Origin of the sequence: Sporomusa sp. KB1 (assembly GCF_007830295.1) — a bacterium.
Classification (GTDB): domain Bacteria; phylum Bacillota; class Negativicutes; order Sporomusales; family Sporomusaceae; genus Sporomusa.
This window is the reverse complement of sequence record NZ_VLKC01000002.1, coordinates 2,351,660-2,370,108: the sequence shown is the minus strand read 5'-3', so window position 1 is coordinate 2,370,108 and position 18,449 is coordinate 2,351,660. Positions and strand designations below refer to the sequence as shown.

Below are 18,449 nucleotides of genomic sequence, written 5' to 3'. Positions count from 1 at the left end.
AGTCTAAATCCTAGTCTTCTAGGATTTCTTCCAAATCTTCATGGGAAGTAGACTTTTTAGCATTTTCCTTGAGCTTCGCATTGCTTGCAGAGGACTGCAAATCAAAATCATCTTCATTGGATCTGTGAACCGCATCAGGCTCCATTTCACCAATCTCAGCAATAATATCAAGCTCTTCTTCCAGCGGTTCGATGTCATCATTTGCTTCTAGTTCGTCAACCATATCCGCCTCAAAATCCGTCTTTTTGCGTTCAAGCGAGGCTTTCGGCATGTCATCGCCAATATTCAATTCTAATTCTTTAGCTGTTTCATTGATATCTTCGTCTGAGTCACGAATCATAATTTCTTGGTCGTCTTCTGTCAGTATCTTAATATCAAGACCAATACTCTGGAGTTCTTTGATCAGTACCTTGAAGGATTCAGGCACGCCTGGTTCAGGTATATTTTCGCCTTTTACAATGGCCTCATAGGTTTTTACGCGACCAACAACATCATCAGACTTGACAGTTAATAGTTCTTGCAGAGTGTAGGCGGCTCCATATGCTTCCAATGCCCACACTTCCATCTCACCGAAGCGCTGACCGCCAAACTGTGCTTTACCACCAAGCGGTTGTTGCGTTACAAGTGAGTATGGGCCAGTAGAACGGGCATGAATTTTATCATCAACCAAGTGATGCAGTTTGAGCATATACACATAGCCAACAGTAACGTGATTGTCAAATGCTTCACCTGTTCTGCCGTCAAACAACTCAGTCTTGCCATCTTCTGATAGACCCGCCACTTTTAATGTGTTAATAACATCAGACTCGGTGGCACCATCAAACACTGGTACAGCCAGATGAACGCCCGCCGTATCTGGTACAGGCATACCGTTTTTATCGAAATTATAGTTGACTGACTTCAGCCTGTCAACCAAAGTCGAATCACCCATCTTAATCTGCATGCCAATAGCGGCGGCAGCACGACCTAAGTGAGTTTCAAGTACCTGACCAATATTCATACGCGATGGTACGCCTAGTGGGTTTAATACAATTTGAACAGGTGTGCCATCAGGCAGGAAGGGCATATCCTCTTTTGGCATTATCCGGGAAACAACACCTTTGTTGCCGTGACGACCGGCCATTTTATCGCCCTCAGAAATTTTGCGTTTTTGGGCGATATAGCAACGTACTAGCTGGTTTACACCTGGTGGCAATTCATCGCCATTTTCACGGGTAAAGACCTTTACATCAACAATCTTACCGGCTTCGCCATGTGGTACTCTAAGTGAGGTGTCACGAACCTCGCGGGCTTTCTCACCAAAGATGGCCCGTAATAATCGTTCTTCCGCGGTCAGTTCAGTTTCGCCTTTTGGTGTTACTTTACCAACCAGGATATCCCCTGGACGTACTTCTGCACCAACACGAATTATGCCGCGATCATCAAGATCACGCAATACATCTTCGGCAACGTTTGGAATGTCACGGGTAATTTCTTCAGGACCAAGCTTGGTATCACGGGCATCACATTCATATTCTTCAATATGTATAGAGGTAAATACATCGGCTTTTGTTAAATCCTGGCTTAGGAGAATAGCATCTTCGTAATTGTAGCCTTCCCAAGGCATAAAGGCTACCAGCACGTTAAAGCCTAAAGCCAGTTCACCGTTATCGGTGGCCGGTCCATCAGCAAGCACTTGCCCTTTAACGATAGTATCATTTTTATATACGATGGGTTTTTGATTAATGCATGTTCCCTGGTTGGAACGCAGGTATTTAAGCAACTTATAGGTATCAAGCGCGCCTTTTTCTGTACGAATATGGATTTCGGTAGCTGTTACTTTTTCAACAACGCCCGCATTTTTGGCCAAAATTACAACCCCGGAATCACGGGCGGCTTTATATTCCATGCCAGTACCGACAAGTGGTGCCTGCGTTCTAAGAAGCGGTACAGCCTGGCGCTGCATGTTTGCCCCCATCAACGCTCTGTTCGCATCATCGTTTTCCAAGAAGGGTATCATGGCAGTAGCAATAGATACTACTTGTTTAGGCGATACGTCCATATAGTCAACTTTTTCAGCCGGAACTACCAATATTTCATTTCTGTAGCGACAGGTAACACGTGGCTCTTGAAACCAGCCATTCTCATCCAAAACATCATTAGCTTGGGCAACAATCATTTCATCTTCTTCATCAGCCGTCAAATAGTATACTTCTTCTGTTACCCGATGCTCTTGTTTGTTTACTTTACGATATGGTGTCTCAATAAAACCGAATTCATTAATTCGGCCAAAAGTGGAAAGTGAACCGATAAGTCCGATGTTCGGACCTTCAGGTGTCTCAATTGGGCACATCCGGCCATAGTGGGAATGGTGGACGTCACGAACCTCAAAACCAGCACGTTCCCGACTAAGACCACCAGGGCCGAGGGCGCTGAGACGCCGTTTATGAGTAAGTTCAGCCAACGGATTGGTCTGATCCATGAACTGGGATAATTGACTGGACCCAAAAAATTCTTTTATGGCAGCAACCACTGGTCGGATGTTTATGAGCGCCTGCGGCGTAATTACATCAATATCCTGAATAGTCATACGTTCTTTAACTACCCGTTCCATCCGTGACAAACCAATACGGAACTGGTTCTGCAAAAGTTCGCCTACTGAGCGCAGTCGACGATTACCCAAATGGTCAATATCATCAGTAGTTCCATGACCTTCCGCTAAGTTAAGAAGATAGCTAATAGAAGCAATAATATCTTCTTTGGTAATGGTACGATGCGTAAATGGCAATACTGTGTTAAGTAGCAATTTTACAGATGCACCGTCTTTTTGTTTAATCCAAGCTTCATTCAGGCCCGCATCGTCAAAAACGTTAGCAGCAGCGATCCTATTAAGAACGTCCTCATCCATTTGTGTATTTTCATCTACTACAATTTCGCCAGTTTCTTTATCTACCAGCGGCTGAGCAAGAACTTTTCCTAACAGGCGGCGACGCCACCCTAACTTTTTGCCAAGTTTATAGCGCCCTACAGTAGCCAAGTCATAGCGCTTAGGATCGAAAAATAACGTTTCAAGCAATTGCGCAGCGTTGTCTACCGTTGGCGGTTCACCAGGACGCAATCGTTTGTAGATTTCGACAAGAGCCTCTTCCCGTGAATCTGTGTTGTCTCTTTCCAGTGTCGCCCGGATGCGAACATCCTCATTAAAGAGTTCAGAAATCACGCCATTAGATACAAAGCCTAATGAACGGATCAGGACAGTTACTGGTAACTTACGGGTGCGATCGACGCGAACAGATATAACATCATTGGCGTCAGTCTCAAGTTCCAGCCATGCACCACGATTAGGAATTACCGTCGCATTATACAGTTTCTTACCTGTAGCATCAATGCTCTCACCATAATATACGCCAGGTGAGCGCACTAATTGGCTGACAATAACCCGTTCAGCACCATTAATGATAAATGTACCGTTGTCGGTCATGAGCGGAAAATCGCCCATAAATACTTCTTGCTCTTTTATTTCCTGTGTTTCTTTGTTGTATAGCCGAACACTAACACGAAGCGGAGCGGCATAGGTAACATCTCGCTCTTTACATTCCTCAACATCATACTTAGGTTCGCCCAGTGTAAAATTTTCAAACGATAGGATCAGGTTGCCGGTAAAGTCCTGGATTGGAGAGATATCATGAAATATCTCTTGTAAACCTTCCTTAAGAAACCAACGATACGAATTCTTCTGAATTTCAATAAGGTTGGGCATGTCCAGCACTTCTTTAATTTTGGCATAACTATACCTGAATCTTTTGCCCACCGGAACAGGATTAAACATTAACCCCTTCACCCCTTAGCCATTTTGCCTGGCATATTGGATTTTTCGCAGCTTACACATAAGCAAGCGATATTTCGCAAATACTAAGCCAGCAAATGAATGATTAAATAAATACAAAACAAAGCAAGGTTCTTTTCATTTTGGGTAAGGACCTTGCCTTTTTTTTCGATGAAAAACGATTCATCCTCCATTATATTACTATTTCCTGCCATTCCATAATTTATACAAGTTTATGCTATGATTCTGCTAATACACAGCAAAATAAATATGTACGGCAATATATAATGTTATCACGTAATTTTTACTATGTCAAGAAGGTTTACCCTTATATGTATAGTTTTTCAATTGAAAAAAGGAGCACCAGTAGGTGCTCCTTTCTTTATTAAGCTTAAATTACTTAACTTCGACAGTTGCGCCAGCTTCTTCAAGTTTAGCTTTAAGAGCGTCAGCATCAGCCTTGGAGATTTTCTCTTTAATGGCTTTAGGAGCGCCGTCAACCAGTTCTTTAGCTTCTTTGAGGCCAAGACCGGTAACTTCGCGCACTACTTTAATAACATTGATTTTGCTTGCACCAGCGCCGGTCAAAATTACGTCAAACTCGCTTTGTTCGGCAGCAGCAGCAGCGCCAGCAGCAGGAGCAGCTGCTACAGCTACAGGAGCAGCTGCAGATACGCCAAATTTTTCTTCAAGCGCTTTTACCAGTTCGGAAAGTTCGAGCACAGTCATTTGCTCAATAGCTTCCATAATTTGTTCTTTAGTCATTTTAAAATACCTCCATAAACTTTCATTAAAATAATTTTTTTAGGTAACAATCAAATGAATTTGTTTACAAGAACCTCGCTTATGCAGATTCTTTCTGCTTACGAACAGCTTCAAGCGCATACACCAGGTTGCGCAATGAACCAGAAAGTACATTGACAAAACCGGCAACAGGCGCCTGCATACCAGCAAGCACTTGAGCAATAAGAACTTCCCGCGACGGCAGGCTGGCTAGAGCTTTAACACTGTTAGCATCAATCACTTTTCCTTCAACCAAGCCAGCTTTTACTTCCAGAGTTTGCAACTTATTCTCTTTTACAAAGTCAGCGATAACTTTAGCTGGGGCTACCGGATCAGTGTAAGACATAGCAATAGCAGTCGGGCCTTCCAAATAAGGATCAAGACCTTCGATACCAGCTTCTTTGGCAGCAATGCGTGTCATGGTATTTTTGAATACACGGTATTCCACGCCAGCTTCCCGTAATTGACGGCGAAGCTTGGTATCCTGCGCCACAGTCAAACCACGGTAATTAGTTAAAACAGCACCTTGGGTAGTACTGAGTTTTTCTTTAATCTCAGCAACCGTCTGCAGTTTTTCTTGAGTTACAGCCATTTAGATTACACCTCCTTAAACAAGTATTCTTGAAACCAAAAAGCGACCCCACGGTGTAAACACCGGAGGCCGCATAATAACTCGTTAGTAGTTATATCTTGCAATTCTCCGGCCTCGGCAGGAAAGTTTCAACAAACTTTTACATAAACCTGCTGTCTACAGCCTCATATTATTCATAAATACCCATCTGCATTATTGCTTCTGAGCATTTCCATATAATATTTTATAATAATGTTATTCTTTTTTACCCGCAGATTTAAGCGGGTTAACTCTAACACCAGGTCCCATTGTTGAGCTTAAGGAAATGTTCCGCATATACTGGCCTTTGGCCGCAGCGGGCTTAACCTTAACCAATGTATCGATCAGGGTGTGGAAGTTTGCAAGTAGTTTTTCGTTGTCGAAAGATACTTTGCCAATCGGAGCATGGATATTACCAGCTTTATCGGTGCGGTATTCGATCTTACCGGCTTTAATTTCGTTAATGGCACGTGTTACATCAAGAGTAACAGTCCCTACTTTAGGGTTAGGCATTAAACCTTTTGGGCCGAGGATTTTACCAAGACGCCCTACCATACCCATCATGTCTGGTGTGGCTACTGCAACGTCAAAATCAGCCCAACCACCCTGGATTTTTTCTACCATATCTTCGGCACCTACAAAATCTGCGCCAGCAGTTTCCGCTTCTTTGGCTTTTTCGCCTTTGGCGAAAACAAGAACTTTTTTACTCTTACCTGTGCCATGGGGAAGTACAACAGCGCCACGCACTTGCTGATCAGCATGTTTCGGATCAACACCCAGTTTGACGGCAATTTCTACCGTTTGGTCAAACTTTGCGGCAGCAGTTTTTTTGATAAGTTCTACTGCTTCTTCAGGATCATACAACTTATCCATATCAATGAGCTTAGCAGCTTCAATATACTTTTTACCATGTTTTGGCATATTATTTTTCCTCCTTTGTGGTAATAACGGAAGTACATAGTCCTCCCACGTAAGACTGCAACAATCTATTAGTCAACAATCTCAATGCCCATACTGCGGGCAGTACCCTCAATCATCCGCATAGCAGCTTCAACACTAGCGGCATTCAGGTCTTGCATTTTGGTTTCGGCAATTTCTCTAACCTGATCACGTTTTACTTTGGCAACCTTCTTCTTGTTCGGTTCACCTGAAGCAGTTTCAATACCAGCAGCCTTTTTAAGAAGAATAGGCGCAGGTGGAGTTTTGGTAACAAAGGTAAATGATCTATCTTCAAATACCGTAATTTCCACCGGAATGATAAGACCGGCTTGGCTGGCCGTTCTTTCGTTAAACTCTTTAACAAAAGCCATGATATTGACACCAGCTTGACCAAGTGCCGGACCTACGGGAGGAGCCGGAGTGGCTTTGCCAGCGGGAACTTGCAGTTTTACAAGCTTTACAACCTTTTTAGCCATTTATATTACACCTCCTTAATCAACTTTTGTAATTTGTGTGAAATCAAGCTCTACTGGTGTTTCACGACCAAACATATTGACAAGCACCTTGATCTTGCCTCGTTCAGGATTAATTTCAACTACAGTGGCTGTCCAATTTTCGAAAGCACCTGCAGTGATACGTACCAATTGGTCAAGCTCAATATCAATTTTAGGTTTCGCATCTTCTATTCCCATTGACTTGAGGATATGTTTCACTTCATTTTCGCTCAACGGAATGGGCTTGGTTCCCGACCCGACAAAACCGGTAACACCCGGAGTGTTACGTACAACATACCAGGAACGGTCTGTAACAATCATTTCTACCAAAACATATCCGGGGAAAACCTTTTTCTTGGTAATTTTCTTCTTACCATCTTTTATTTCCACTTCATCTTCCATAGGAACAAGCACCCGGAAAACTTCATCTTCCATCGCCATGGAATGAACTTTTTTCTCCAGATTGGCTTTTACCTTGTTTTCATAACCGGAATATGTATGGATAACATACCAATGTTTTTCGAGTTTTTCGGATTCCATAGCCTCAAGGGACGTATTGCGTCCCCCACCCCCCAGTCTACTTGATGATAGCCTTTAAAATTTGAGCGAAAGAAGCATCAAGCACCCAAATCAAGGCCGCGACAACAGTAACCGTCACAAATACAACCCCAGTAAAGGAAATAAGCTCTGCCTTGCCTGGCCATGTTACCTTTTTAAGTTCAGCTTTTACTTCCCGTAAAAATTTCTTCCAGCGCGATGCATTCGACTGGACAGCTGTTTCCTGGGCGGCCATTTTCTCACATCCTGTGCATACATTTTGGCAGGGGCAGAAGGACTTGAACCCTCAACCAACGGTTTTGGAGACCGCTACTCTACCAATTGAGCTATACCCCTACAGTGTAGCGAAGTTACCCTATCTTAGAATTACTTTGTTTCTTTGTGCAGCGTCTGTTTTTTGCAAAACTTGCAGTATTTGTTGAATTCCAATCTATCCGGATCATTTTTTTTGTTTTTATTGGTCTGATAATTGCGTTGTTTGCATTCTGTGCAGGCCAATGTTACCGCGTTGCGCATCCTGTTACACCTCTCTTACCAGTAAATATAGCATCAAGCCTATTTATTGATAACACTTTTTTTAAATGTCACTAATACAATTTATCATAATTATATCAGTGTGTCAATAGCCCACAGGCTCGGGTATGTCAATAAATAAAGCAGGGTTATCCCCCGCTCTATTATTATATCAGGCAATGACCAATTTATACCTTTTTTCGCAAAAGATAATCTAGTAGTTATTCTTCAACAGCAGTTACAACACCAGCGCCTACTGTACGGCCGCCTTCACGGATAGCAAAGCGCAGACCTTCTTCGATAGCAATTGGGGTAATAAGCGCTATGTTCATTTGGATGTTATCGCCAGGCATTACCATTTCTACACCTTCTGGCAATGTAACAACACCTGTTACGTCGGTTGTTCTAAAGTAGAATTGCGGACGGTAACCGTTAAAGAACGGGGTATGACGGCCGCCTTCTTCTTTGGACAATACATATACTTCGGATTTGAATTTGGTATGCGGTTTAATGGTACCAGGCTTGGCTAATACTTGGCCACGCTCGATTTCTTTACGCTCAACACCTCTTAAAAGTGCACCAATGTTGTCACCAGCTACTGCCGAATCCAATAGTTTCCGGAACATTTCTACACCAGTTACTACTGTGGATTTCGGTTTTTCGCTCATACCAACGATTTCTATGGTATCGCCTACTTTTACTACGCCACGCTCTACACGACCGGTAGCTACAGTACCACGACCAGTGATAGTGAATACGTCTTCCACAGGCATCAGGAAGGGCTTGTCAGTAGCACGTTCCGGTGTCGGAATATATTCGTCAACTTTGGCCATCAGTTCATGGATTTTGCCACACCATTCGCATTCAGGGCTCGCGCAACCGCAGTTAAGTACTTTTACAGCAGAACCTGATACTACTGGAATGTCATCTCCTGGGAATTCGTAGCTGGAGAGAAGTTCACGAACTTCCATTTCTACTAGTTCCATCAGTTCAGCGTCATCAACCAGGTCGGCTTTGTTTAAGAATACAACCATGGCAGGTACGCCAACTTGGCGGGACAGCAAAATGTGTTCGCGAGTTTGCGGCATCGGGCCGTCAGCTGCCGATACAACCAGGATAGCACCATCCATCTGCGCTGCGCCGGTGATCATGTTTTTAACATAGTCAGCATGGCCTGGGCAGTCCACGTGGGCATAATGGCGAGCTGCGGTTTCATACTCAACGTGAGCTGTGTTGATGGTGATACCGCGTTCTCTTTCTTCTGGTGCTTTGTCAATCATGTCATAAGCCATGAACTCAGCGCCGCCGTGTTTTGCCAATGTCATGGTAATGGCAGCAGTCAGCGAGGTTTTGCCATGGTCAACGTGACCAATAGTACCAATGTTAACATGTGGTTTGTTTCGTTCAAACTTTTTCTTAGCCATTTGAGTTAATAGCCTCCCCTACTATATCTTTAATTCACCATTATAGTATACAGCTTTTTACAAAATTAAAAATTCTATCTCCCATGTAAAAATCCTGCTGCAAAAAGTTACTAAAATAAAACTTTCATAAATAATAAAAAACTTTGCAATTAATTGCAAAGTTTTTTATCTGGTGGCGGCGCAGGGATTTGAACCCCGGACACTGCGGGTATGAACCGCATGCTCTAGCCAACTGAGCTACGCCGCCGTATTAAAATGGAGCTAGTGACCGGGATTGAACCGGTGACCTTATCCTTACCAAGGATACGCTCTACCGACTGAGCTACACCAGCAAAAATTCTTGGTTGCGGGGACAGGACTTGAACCTGTGACCTTCGGGTTATGAGCCCGACGAGCTACCAACTGCTCCACCCCGCGATATAAGGTGAAAAAGGTTCTTGGTGGAGGGAGGTGGATTCGAACCACCGAAGTCGAAGACGGCAGATTTACAGTCTGCTCCCTTTAGCCACTCGGGAATCCCTCCAAGATTATTTATTAGAGGATGTTCTTTGCTACGGCTTCAGAACTAAAAAACTCATTCTAATTCCCTACCTGCTTAAAGATGGAGCTGGCGAGAGGAATTGAACCCCCAACCTGCTGATTACAAGTCAGCTGCTCTACCAATTGAGCTACGCCAGCATCATTTTTTGAGAACTCGCCTCAGTGACAAAACTTATTATATAATAGTCTATAGACTATGTCAACATCTTTTACGCCTTAATTATATTACTTTTATTTACATTTATCTCAAGCTATCTAACTGTATTTACTACTTTTACCTTAGGAAAAAGTAGTAATATGATATACCAGCAACAACAAACCGATAATAGGCAAATGAAGCCAGCGTTGAGTTATTGAGGAAACGCAAAAACCATACAATGGATATATACGCCGTAATAAATGCAACAATAAAGCCAATTATAAATAGGTTAAATTCAGCCATAGTTAGTTTGTCCCAGATCTTCATTAAATCATAAACACAGGCAACAAGCATTAGCGGCACAGCGATAATAAAAGAAAATTCAGCTGCTGCTTTACGACTCATACCAAAGAATAAACCACCTGCAATAGTTGATCCTGAACGTGAAAACCCTGGCCACAAGGATAATACTTGAAACAGCCCCACCCAAAATGCCTGTTTAATTGTCATGCTATCAACACTATGAGTAACCGGACGATTTGCTATTTTTTCAGCCATCAACATAAAAATTGCACCAACTATCAAGCCAATAATTACAGTATAAGGAGAAAATAAGTAGGTCTTTATCGGTTTATGTAAGAAAAAGGCTATTCCCATGACAGGCACAATCCCAGCCAGGATGTGCATAGCAGTTAGTCCATTGCCATAAATATTAATGGCTCGCGGCCTAATCATAGCTAAAAATTTGTCTCGATATAAAATTAGTACAGATAAAATAGCGCCCAATTGAATAAATACTTCAAACACACTGGCCTTTTCCCCTTCAAATCCTAATAGCGAACCAACTAAAATCATATGTCCGGTTGAAGAAATAGGCAGAAATTCTGTCAGACCCTCTACTATGCCAATTATTACTGCAATGATATTTTCACTCACATAGTCACTTCCTTAGTCTTTGTTGTCGTTTCCATCAGGAGCATGTTATTAACTTGATAACCTCTGCACTTTGGACAAAAGTGAGAGCGTTATTTTTTCAAAGCATCTCCAATAGGACGATGTTACTATTTTACCATATTCATCGCAATATCCTGCATAATTTTAAAAAATAAATTAAAAAGTCGAGGACTTCAGTGCAAAAATACACTTTGTCCCCGAGCATCCTCATTTACTATATGCAACCGTTTATTTTGATCCATGAAAGCAATAAACACATTATGAATAGTATCTTGGTGCTGGCGGCGGAATTCTTCAATCTGTTGCGTAGAAAGCCCCATCTCCGCCAAAGCATTTTCTTGTAACTTCCCCTCCAAAATTACCGGTACTAAAACACTGTTCGGAGTTACGCTAAAGTTAACCTGACTTGGTGTCAATGGCAGATGTTCTGCTTTTTTAAGTACACTTAATCTACCATACGGCTCCAAAATAGCAAGCTCTACAATGGTAATATCAAATGCATCCTTTTCCCGCAAAAGTTGCAATAAGGTCTCTACCGGCATACGCACTTTACGCAGGTTTTTTTTGATAATCTGACCATCTTCCACCAGCACAAGCGGCTTAAAATTCAGTTTGTGATTAACTGGGCGAACTTTGATGCTAAGCCAGCCGAAAAAAAGCTGCATGCCGCCAAGCGCCAGCAGGGCAATTAATGAACTAACAAGTTCAAGCCGGTGATCCACAATTAATGCACCGGCCACTGCCCCAATGGTGATTGAAGTCAAGAAGTCAAACGAACTAAACTCACTGACCTGACGGCGACCAGTGATCAGCATAATGATAAGCAACACGCCCATGCCTGCAACTACCCTAAATAGGGTAATGCCCAAGGTTTCCATTACAGCCCTCCACTGCATATCTATATAACTGCTAAAGTTTGGCAACACACCACACGCCTGCGCCTGCAACTTCTTTACTGCAGAACATATAGAAAAACTACGCAATATTTAGACTTAGTGTAACCACATAACTATTTTTTTAATCTCCAAAACAAATACCGATAGACCTTCCAGCTTTTAATAACTCGTCATTGGCAGTTACATTATTTGCTTTGCCGGCAATATCTACGATTGGCACACGAATAATCTCGTTTTTCCGCAAAGCCACCATGTTGCCGAAAACCCCCTCAAGCAAACACTCTGCAGCCGCCACACCATAACGGGTAGATAATACCCGATCAAAGGCAGTTGGTGTGCCACCACGCTGAACATGCCCCAGCACCGTACAACGAGATTCAATACCGGTAAGACTTTCTAGTTGCCGTGCCAGCTTTTCCCCTGCACCACCTAATCGAATCTTCTCATGGCTGCCTTCCACAATACGTGATACCGATATCTCCCCACCTTGGGGATAGGCCCCTTCGGCAATAACAATTAGGCTAAACAGACGGCCGCGCTGCTGACGTTCTTCAATCTTGGCGATAATCGCATCTATTTGATAGGGTATCTCTGGAATCAAGATACAGTCAGCACCACCTGCTATCCCCGCATGCAGCGCAATCCAGCCAGCATATCGACCCATAACCTCCAGCACCATGACCCGATGATGGGATTCAGCCGTGGTATGAAGCCGATCAAGCGCATCGGCAGCCACACCGACAGCGGTATCAAATCCGAAAGTCCGCTCGGTTCCCGGTATATCATTATCAATCGTTTTCGGTACAGCCACTACTGGCAACCCTAATTGATAAAATTCTGATCCAATCTTAAGACTGCCGTCACCGCCAATCACCACAAGTGCTTCAATGTCCCGTTGCCGCAAATTGTTAAGTGCCTGACCGGACATATCCTTATATACGGTTTTGCCCTCTTGCATCGTAGGATAATTAAACGGATTATCGCGATTGGTTGTCCCTAATATTGTGCCTCCGCGCGGCAAGATACCGGCAACATATTCATCTGTCATCTCAATAACTTGGTTTTCGACCATACCGCCAAAACCATTTTTTATCCCCCACACCTTAAGCCCATGCCCAATCCCAGTCCTGACAACAGCCCTAATAACAGCGTTAAGTCCAGGCGCATCTCCACCGCCTGTGAGTACAGCAATACTTTTTACTTTGCTTGCATTGATCATCTAATCACCTCATCAAAGTAGTTTCACCCAGAATAATGCAAAAATGACACCTACTCCTGGTGTCATTTTTGTTGCCGTTATTTCTCAGAGTCAGCATTATTCAGCTAACTCTGTCTGAGAATCTTTATTAAGACTGGTAAGACCTTTATATACACCACGGATATCACTGTCATCACCGCGGTTTTCCAGATATCGTTCGAGTTTGCGCTTTACTCGCTGCAAGGCGTTGTCAATCGACTTAACATGGCGTTCTAGCTCAACGGCAATCTCCTGGTAGGACTTGCCATCAAGATAAGCCATCAGCACCTTCCATTCAAGATCGCTCAAAATTTCGCCCATTTTTTCTTCAATATCAATAAATTCCTCACGGCTGATCACCAATTCTTCCGGATCGGTCACTTTCGAACCCGATAATACATCCAACAGCGTGCGGTCAGAATCTTCATCATAAATAGGTTTATTTAGCGAAACATAGGAGTTCAATGGAATATGTTTCTGCCGGGTAGCCGTCTTAATTGCAGTAATAATCTGTCGTGTTACACACAATTCTGCAAATGCTCTAAAGGAAGAGAGCTTGTCATTGCGAAAGTCGCGAATGGCCTTATATAAGCCAATCATACCTTCCTGAATGATATCTTCACGCTCAGCGCCAATTAAAAAATACGATCTGGCTTTAGCCCGCACGAAATTGCGATATTTGTTAATCAAATACTCCAGAGCGACCGTGTTGTCATTATCTTTGGCGTCGAATACTATTTCTTCATCAGTTAAGTTATCAAAACAACCGTAAAGATCGCGTTGAGTATTTACTCGCATCGCATCGCCCCCATAAGTTTTCTTTTACTGCCTATAAGTGAGCACAACCCCACTTTTTCTCTGCACAGCATTTGCATACCATAGAAAAATAAAAATGCACTAAAGATCTTAGTGCCGCAGCCTCGCCGCGTGTCTGTCATATAGATTATACTTGTTCGAACTAAGTTAGTCAAGCCCATCACGTCGCATAGCATCAAGACGTTTTAAGATATCTGCTTCCAGACGGCTGCCAACTTCATGGCGGTCTCGCGCTACTATCTTTCGCGACAGGCCGGCCGCGATTTCCTTTTTGACAGCGTCAATATCATTTTTTAGTTCCCGCGCCGATATCCGATAAGCTCCTGCTCCTAAAATAAACATTTGCTCGGCCCAGTCGGAGGTAACAACATAGATTCTCTTATTGTGGCGGCCAAGGTCGTATACCATTTTTTCAATATAGCTGTCAGCTGTTTCGCCTTCTTTCGTATAAATCACCGTAAGCACGCCAGTTCTACTTTGGCTGACACTTTTTTCTGTTGTCAAATGAGCATCAAATACTATTATTGTCCTAAATCTTTTATATGCGCCGTATTCACTGATTATATCCACGAGTTTGTCACGGGCATATTCTAGATTATCTCTAATAGCAATGAGTTCAGGCCAAGCGTTAATCACATTATAGCCGTCAACAATTAACAATTCCATTGAGAAAAATTCTCCAATCTTATCTCCTGCAGATAGCGGCTACAGCTTTGATTGTACCGCTTTAGGCTCTGGCCCAAACCGTATTAGTGTATTATCTGGAGCGTATTTGTCATGCGATACGATTTCACGTTGTAATTCTTTACCTGCGCTGTTACGTGTGATGCGTACAACAGTTACTTCATACCCAGGCTTCCCTTGCCTTTCTACTTTATTTTCACCAGGCAGGAGTGCTGGGTCAGATTCTTTTATAATCGCTGGCTGAATAACTTGCTGCTGGGTTGTAATAATATCAATACTTTTTTCAAGCAGCCGCTGACCAAATATACCTACATTGAGCTTATTGCCTATAGTTTCAGCCATAATCATAACCGGTGCAGGACTGTTGTTAACAAATTTAAAATCAAGTATATTGTACACAACAGTAGCATCCCGTCCCAGCGGTACGTAGGAAAGCGGTTTAGAATGATTCGTACGTTCAACAATAGCAAGTCCTGACAAGAGTACCGCATTATATAAGGTTGATGAAACCTGACACACACCTCCGCCTACTCCGGGTACAAACTCACCATTAATTATCTCCATCGCTTCTTTGAATCCCTGTGACTTCTCCCGTGGTCCAACAGTATCATTATAAGAAAAAATTTGGCCGGGATACAGTAGTTTACCGGCAATCTTCTGTGCTGACAATTTTACATTGGCTGTCCGGTTAACATCCTCCGTATTAAATTGGGTAGTATACATAGCCACAAGTTCTTGGATACCGTTTTCAGCAAGATCGCTGGCCGTAATTTCGGGATAAACCGGAGTAACTGGCAAAGCAGCTGTACTGGCATCGGCTCGATTAAGGGCAAGAAGTATTAGTTCTTTTAGTTCAGTTACATTAAGTTCACGCCCCTCTTCCTCTGGTACAACTCTTCCGGTCCACAGACTTAAGGTCGCGTTACAGGGCGGACGGTTAACTGTCTCTTGCAGTTGTTCTGCTATGCTATCTAATTTATTTTCATTATACTTGATCCTTAGGGGGATAGACCAGCCCTCAGCCTCAGCATTACGAATTTTTTTCAACCTGTCCCATACGGGGCCTTCGCGTCCAAACATCCATACGGCCTCAGCTGTTGCCTCTTCATCAATACTATAATCAAGATTTTCAGGCTCGATACGAAATGTTGTATCTTCATAAGACAATAAAATGGGCCTGGTTTTTTGATCCTTTTGCCAGGTGACGAGCAGTTGCGCTACTTCCTCCCGGGTTTTTCCGCCAACTTCGACATTAGCAATAGCTACCCCCGCATAAACGGTTTGCGAAAACAATGGCCTGACCAGCCCAAAAACGGCTATCCCTGCAATACTTACCGTCACTGCCAGAATAATACCGGCCCAACGTTTCACTTTCCATTCAGCTCCCTTTGTCTTAGAACTTCATACAGCAGCAAGGAACAGGCGACAGAGGCATTTAATGACGCGATCTGTCCGCGCATAGGAATCTTCACAATAAAATCACAAGCCTCTTTAGTCAATCGCCCCATCCCCGCTCCCTCACTGCCGACAACAATTACTACCGGCCCTGTAAGATCGGCTTCATAATAATTTTTTGTACCATCCATATCGGCCCCCACTACCCAAAGGCCCTGTTTTTTTAAGGCTTTTAGGTTCTGTGATACATTACCTATCCTGGCAACAGGTACATGCTCAACCGCTCCTGCGGATGTTTTCGCCACAGTTTGGGTTAGTGGACAACTACGCCGTTTAGGTATAAGTACACCGTGAACACCACTGGCATCTGCAGTCCGTAATATAGCTCCAACATTATGTGGATCAGCAAGTTCATCTAAAAGAACTAAAAATGGCGGCTCATTTTTTCCATAGGCAATCGATAAAATATCATCAACCTCAACATAAGCTACTGGTGCCGCCATAGCGACTACTCCTTGGTGACGCACTCCGGCTGAAAGTTGCTCAAGTTTAGCAACATCCACTTCTTGTATAATGATTCCCTGCTCGCGGGCTTGACTAATAATCTCGCGAACCGACCCCTGGCGTTCACCTTTAGCAACAAAAATTTTATTTAGTGACCGCCCGGCTTTCAGCGCCTCAAGCACACTATTGCGTCCTACAATAATTTCTGCATCCTCAGACATGATGATTCGCTCCTCCGGCTTATGCCTCATTTTTTATAGTTATTATTATGAAAAAACGGCAGAATATAATCCTGCCGTTTTTTTAGGAGTCTTGCGGGTGTATGCCGCGATTTTCAGGAAACATCAGCAATATAAATAGTAGGGTTAGCTTCCATATCAATCGTTACTGTTTGATTGACACGCTCACCGGCCTCATTTTTAGTTATCTTAAGAATGGGTTTAGTTCTTAATTCGTCAGCATAATCATTAACAATGCCTACTACTTGATTATTCAATCGGACAATGGCCCCCAACGGATAAATAGCCACATTACTAACTAAAACCCGAATAAGTTTAGGGTTAAAATACGCGGCTCCGGCTTTCTCAATAATCGCCAGGGCATCATAGACAGATAACGCTTTGCGGTAGGGAGTATTCGCCGTCATGGAAGAATATACATCTGCCAGTGCTGTAATTTGCGCAAACTCATGAATATTGTCGCCTTTTGCCCCCCGTGGATAACCACTGCCATCAAATCGTTCATGGTGCTGCAACGCACAATTGGCTGCAGCTAAACTTATTTCTGAATTACGATGAAGTATTTCATGGCCTTTCTCTGTATGCTGCTTTACAATAGCCATCTCCTCCGGGGTTAAGGTACCAGGCTTATTAAGTATATCCCGAGAAATTGTAATCATCCCCACATCCCGCAGCAAAGCCCCCAATCCCAAATCTCGTAGCCGCATGCCTTCTATACCACAGCCAATCCCAATCATCATGGCAAAGAAGTACCCACAAACAGCGTGTTTAAACAGATAATCATTACAATTCTGCATGACAGTAAATAAAGGCTGCAGTTCCTTATGCATGCAACACTCATCCAACAGTGTCATTACCCGGCCTTTTATGTGTTCGATTTGAACATATTTACCTACTCGTATTTCATCAAGCGACAAATGGGATGCTAACACAAATTCACTTTTGGCATTTTGAGCTACCGTATCATTCTCATCAATTAATTGTGCTTCTCCTTGCACATAAATATACTTAACATCCAACTGTGCAATTTTGGAAATATGAAATGCACTAAGTTCTACACCGCTATTTATTATTACCTGACCATTAATTCCATATATTGGCTGAGCCAATGTCATCCCAGCACTAATATTTCCCTGAAGTACACGCTGCACAGTAAATTCCCTCCACCACATTTAACGTATTGTTTAAACTAATTCGTATGTATGCACTTCTCTTTATGTTGTACTTTCTACTTATTTGCGATAACTCCTGCCAAACGTCCACAGGACATTTCGCCCTCAGGACAATATCCAAGCGCCACACATGCAGGCCCTGCTTTAGTAAATAAGCGCGGTGCTACTGCCTGCACCTCTCGGAGCATGGCATCAGCCAAATTGCGAATCTCCCACTGGGCTCGCTGGCAACAACGTTTTTCGAAAAAATGCAAGAGAGAGCGTGCATTCATGGTTACAACAATTTTGGTTTCGGTAGCATTAGCTAGTACATAGCGGGCATCTTCCTGATGTACGCCCATTCCCAGCAGCTCATCATAGATTTGTTGAACTTGGTTCATAAGTGTATCATATTTGGCTTTGGCTTCAGGCTTAACAGCAATGCTTGGTGGAACAATATACTCAAAACCGTGTTCGGCAACATAGCGTTGGGACTGTTGGGAATAAGAGGCAATGCGGTGACGGACAAGTTGATGGGTCAACACCCGGGAAATTCCTTCAATCGCAAAGGTGAAGCTAACATGCTCGAAGGTCGATAAGTGTCCCATATTACTTAGTTTTTTAATTAGCTTATCTATTTGCGCCTCAGACATACTCTGCTCTAATTCTTCCGCACCAGCAGCTGAATAGCAAAGACGTGCTGACATAGCCACCGCCCGTTCCGGTTCCGGTGTATATTTAATTAATTTTATTTTCATGACGGCAACT

The 18,449-nt window shown here is 43.2% G+C and carries 18 protein-coding genes, 6 tRNA genes and 1 other annotated feature; all 24 genes read right to left on the bottom strand.

Features of this window, described 5'->3' with window-relative positions; all coding sequences use genetic code 11:
- Positions 1-10: 10 nt before the first annotated feature.
- The gene (rpoB, locus tag SALPA_RS14650; protein ID WP_145095434.1) at positions 11-3,808 is read right to left on the bottom strand and encodes a DNA-directed RNA polymerase subunit beta; all 3,798 of its coding nucleotides are present in this window, start codon (positions 3,806-3,808) and stop codon (positions 11-13) included.
- Positions 3,809-4,201: 393 nt separating this feature from the next.
- Entirely contained in the window at positions 4,202-4,570 is a 369-nt protein-coding gene (rplL, locus tag SALPA_RS14645; RefSeq protein WP_145095431.1) for a 50S ribosomal protein L7/L12, read from the bottom strand.
- Between the two features lie 79 nt (positions 4,571-4,649).
- Complete coding sequence (gene rplJ / locus SALPA_RS14640; RefSeq protein ID WP_145095428.1) at positions 4,650-5,180, bottom strand: 50S ribosomal protein L10; 531 nt, start codon at positions 5,178-5,180, stop codon at positions 4,650-4,652.
- 27 nt (positions 5,181-5,207) lie between these two features.
- Positions 5,208-5,360, bottom strand: a sequence feature (ribosomal protein L10 leader region).
- A 54-nt stretch (positions 5,361-5,414) separates the two neighbouring features.
- Positions 5,415-6,119 (bottom strand): 50S ribosomal protein L1, encoded by a 705-nt coding sequence (rplA, locus tag SALPA_RS14635; protein WP_145095424.1) that lies wholly within the window; start codon positions 6,117-6,119, stop codon positions 5,415-5,417.
- Positions 6,120-6,187: 68 nt separating this feature from the next.
- Positions 6,188-6,613 (bottom strand): 50S ribosomal protein L11, encoded by a 426-nt coding sequence (rplK, locus tag SALPA_RS14630; protein ID WP_021168679.1) that lies wholly within the window; start codon positions 6,611-6,613, stop codon positions 6,188-6,190.
- A gap of 15 nt (positions 6,614-6,628) precedes the next feature.
- Entirely contained in the window at positions 6,629-7,171 is a 543-nt protein-coding gene (gene nusG / locus SALPA_RS14625) for a transcription termination/antitermination protein NusG (protein WP_094607436.1), read from the bottom strand.
- Positions 7,172-7,208: 37 nt separating this feature from the next.
- Positions 7,209-7,424: a preprotein translocase subunit SecE gene (secE, locus tag SALPA_RS14620; protein WP_145095421.1), complete on the bottom strand. Its 216-nt coding sequence runs from the start codon at positions 7,422-7,424 to the stop codon at positions 7,209-7,211.
- 25 nt (positions 7,425-7,449) lie between these two features.
- Positions 7,450-7,525: transfer RNA gene (locus tag SALPA_RS14615), tRNA-Trp, on the bottom strand.
- Between the two features lie 30 nt (positions 7,526-7,555).
- Complete coding sequence (gene rpmG / locus SALPA_RS14610) at positions 7,556-7,705, bottom strand: 50S ribosomal protein L33 (RefSeq protein ID WP_021168676.1); 150 nt, start codon at positions 7,703-7,705, stop codon at positions 7,556-7,558.
- A 218-nt stretch (positions 7,706-7,923) separates the two neighbouring features.
- Positions 7,924-9,126: an elongation factor Tu gene (gene tuf, locus SALPA_RS14605; RefSeq protein WP_145095417.1), complete on the bottom strand. Its 1,203-nt coding sequence runs from the start codon at positions 9,124-9,126 to the stop codon at positions 7,924-7,926.
- Between the two features lie 170 nt (positions 9,127-9,296).
- A tRNA-Met gene (locus SALPA_RS14600) sits at positions 9,297-9,373 on the bottom strand.
- A 9-nt stretch (positions 9,374-9,382) separates the two neighbouring features.
- Positions 9,383-9,458 (bottom strand) — tRNA-Thr (locus SALPA_RS14595).
- 9 nt (positions 9,459-9,467) lie between these two features.
- Positions 9,468-9,543, bottom strand: a tRNA-Met gene (locus SALPA_RS14590).
- Positions 9,544-9,564: 21 nt separating this feature from the next.
- Positions 9,565-9,649 (bottom strand) — tRNA-Tyr (locus SALPA_RS14585).
- A 79-nt stretch (positions 9,650-9,728) separates the two neighbouring features.
- A tRNA-Thr gene (locus tag SALPA_RS14580) sits at positions 9,729-9,804 on the bottom strand.
- 136 nt (positions 9,805-9,940) lie between these two features.
- Positions 9,941-10,741 carry an undecaprenyl-diphosphate phosphatase gene (locus SALPA_RS14575; RefSeq protein ID WP_145095414.1) on the bottom strand — a complete coding sequence of 267 codons (801 nt, stop codon included), beginning with the start codon at positions 10,739-10,741 and terminating at the stop codon, positions 9,941-9,943.
- A gap of 191 nt (positions 10,742-10,932) precedes the next feature.
- Positions 10,933-11,637 carry a DUF421 domain-containing protein gene (locus SALPA_RS14570; RefSeq protein ID WP_186451077.1) on the bottom strand — a complete coding sequence of 235 codons (705 nt, stop codon included), beginning with the start codon at positions 11,635-11,637 and terminating at the stop codon, positions 10,933-10,935.
- Between the two features lie 139 nt (positions 11,638-11,776).
- Positions 11,777-12,874, bottom strand: a complete 1,098-nt coding sequence (locus SALPA_RS14565; RefSeq protein WP_145095408.1) for a 6-phosphofructokinase — start codon at positions 12,872-12,874, stop codon at positions 11,777-11,779.
- Positions 12,875-12,970: 96 nt separating this feature from the next.
- A complete protein-coding gene (gene sigH / locus SALPA_RS14560; protein ID WP_021168671.1) occupies positions 12,971-13,690 on the bottom strand; it encodes an RNA polymerase sporulation sigma factor SigH in 720 nt (239 codons plus the stop codon).
- 165 nt (positions 13,691-13,855) lie between these two features.
- Entirely contained in the window at positions 13,856-14,374 is a 519-nt protein-coding gene (locus tag SALPA_RS14555; protein ID WP_145095404.1) for an NYN domain-containing protein, read from the bottom strand.
- A gap of 39 nt (positions 14,375-14,413) precedes the next feature.
- Positions 14,414-15,763: a VanW family protein gene (locus SALPA_RS14550; protein WP_145095401.1), complete on the bottom strand. Its 1,350-nt coding sequence runs from the start codon at positions 15,761-15,763 to the stop codon at positions 14,414-14,416.
- Positions 15,760-16,512 (bottom strand): 23S rRNA (guanosine(2251)-2'-O)-methyltransferase RlmB, encoded by a 753-nt coding sequence (gene rlmB, locus SALPA_RS14545; protein WP_145095398.1) that lies wholly within the window; start codon positions 16,510-16,512, stop codon positions 15,760-15,762. The genes SALPA_RS14550 and rlmB overlap by 4 nt, the downstream gene beginning before the upstream one ends.
- A gap of 113 nt (positions 16,513-16,625) precedes the next feature.
- Entirely contained in the window at positions 16,626-17,681 is a 1,056-nt protein-coding gene (locus SALPA_RS14540; RefSeq protein ID WP_186451076.1) for an HD-GYP domain-containing protein, read from the bottom strand.
- Between the two features lie 77 nt (positions 17,682-17,758).
- A complete protein-coding gene (gene thyX, locus SALPA_RS14535; RefSeq protein ID WP_145095392.1) occupies positions 17,759-18,439 on the bottom strand; it encodes an FAD-dependent thymidylate synthase in 681 nt (226 codons plus the stop codon).
- Positions 18,440-18,449: the final 10 nt, after the last annotated feature.